This window comes from Oleiphilus sp. HI0067 (genome assembly GCF_001635735.1).
The window spans coordinates 1-1,529 of record NZ_LWFI01001597.1; the positions used below are offsets into that span (position 1 = coordinate 1).

Here is a 1,529-nt window from a genome sequence, read left to right on the forward strand (position 1 = left end):
AACAATGATCACGCCAAATTTTGTGGAAGCATCGCGGCTGTTCCCCGATTATTCAATATCAGATCTCCAGAGTATCTCGGAAAATACTAATACAGCGATACTGCTAAAAGGGGGACATGGAATTGATGAAACGACTGTTACGGATTCTTTCATCAACAAAAATGATGTACTAACAATCCGTCATGAAAGAATTAGTACGCTTAACTCTCACGGTACCGGTTGCACTCTCGCGTCAGCGATTGCCGCAAACATAGCCTTGGGCAATGACCTGCAGAACAGTACCAAGGCTGCAATAGACTACGTGCATCAAACGCTTAGCAATTCCAGAAACTATTTACACGATTCGTGTAAGAACGAACTCAGAAACTTACCGATGAATCACACAATAAAATTATAAACCTGCGTACAATTCGCCAAAACAATTCAAAGTTACACAAACATGATCATCTCACGCCTACTTCCAATTCTTATCGCACTACTCATTGGAGCTTGTGCTTCTCAACCAGAGAATGACTACCAAAGCATTGAAACATCTCAAGTCGAGCAAGATAACCCGAGGGCAATGTATGAACGGACAGCAGAATTGTTTGCTCGACCAGAGAACCTAGGTCTAGAGTTCTATTCTCCAACATACTATTCCTCAGCAACACGAGCTTTAAAAGATGCTGAGCGATCTCTGAACAATCCTAGAGACAAACAACCGTCCGTTGCACAAGCAACTATCGCTGCTAGAAAACTTTTAGAAAAAGCACAATTAACCAGAGCGGCGATCGAAAGAAATCTGAAAGACTTCGTAAAGCATCGAAACTTACTGGTTGAGTTAGAGGCATCAAAATGGCAACCCGAAGACTGGAAAGACCTACAAAAAGAAATGAAAGAGCTAGTGCTTCTGATTGAGGATGATCGAATTAAGAAAGCTCTGAAGCTTGAACCAAGTGTTCGCAAAAGCATGTATGAGCTAGAGATTAATACTCTACTCGTGTCGAGTTTGAATCAAGCACGAAAAACACTCGATCGTGCAGAAAAAGCTGAAGCCGAAAATTATTCCCCTTACTATTTTAACCAAGCTCAGGCACTTATCGCCGACACGGAAATATACATTCGTGGTAACTACCGTGACCGACGCGGTATCGCATACAGATCTCAAAAGGCAGATACCGAAGCACTTCATGCATACAAAACCGCTCTTGATAGTAAACGCTTAGTTGAATTCGATGAATCTGACACAGAAGACTATTTAATAGCCCTAAAACAAAAGCTTTTCGCTTTATCCAACGAAATAACAGAAACACCAATTATTCCCGTCACCATTGATGAACTCATTGAGCTATTGGTGAGTAATGTCAAACTTACAGGGAGCCAAGTGCCTGAACAAGAAACAGACTTCAACATTGATGATACACAAAGCGATGACGATGAATCGATTGAAGTACTAGAAGTGTTGGATAGTCTGTATTTAGACGACAGTCCAGGTGACACTCCATGGTCAGAATCCAGTATTGATGACGACGAAGCACAGAACTCATTCG

General features: G+C 41.7%; 2 protein-coding genes. Both read left to right on the forward strand.

Features of this window, described 5'->3' with window-relative positions; genetic code table 11:
• A partial coding sequence (locus A3739_RS25920) for a bifunctional hydroxymethylpyrimidine kinase/phosphomethylpyrimidine kinase (RefSeq protein WP_197472590.1) occupies positions 1-397 on the forward strand: 397 nt, incomplete at its 5' end.
• A gap of 42 nt (positions 398-439) precedes the next feature.
• A partial coding sequence (locus A3739_RS25925) for a hypothetical protein (protein WP_156502851.1) occupies positions 440-1,529 on the forward strand: 1,090 nt, incomplete at its 3' end.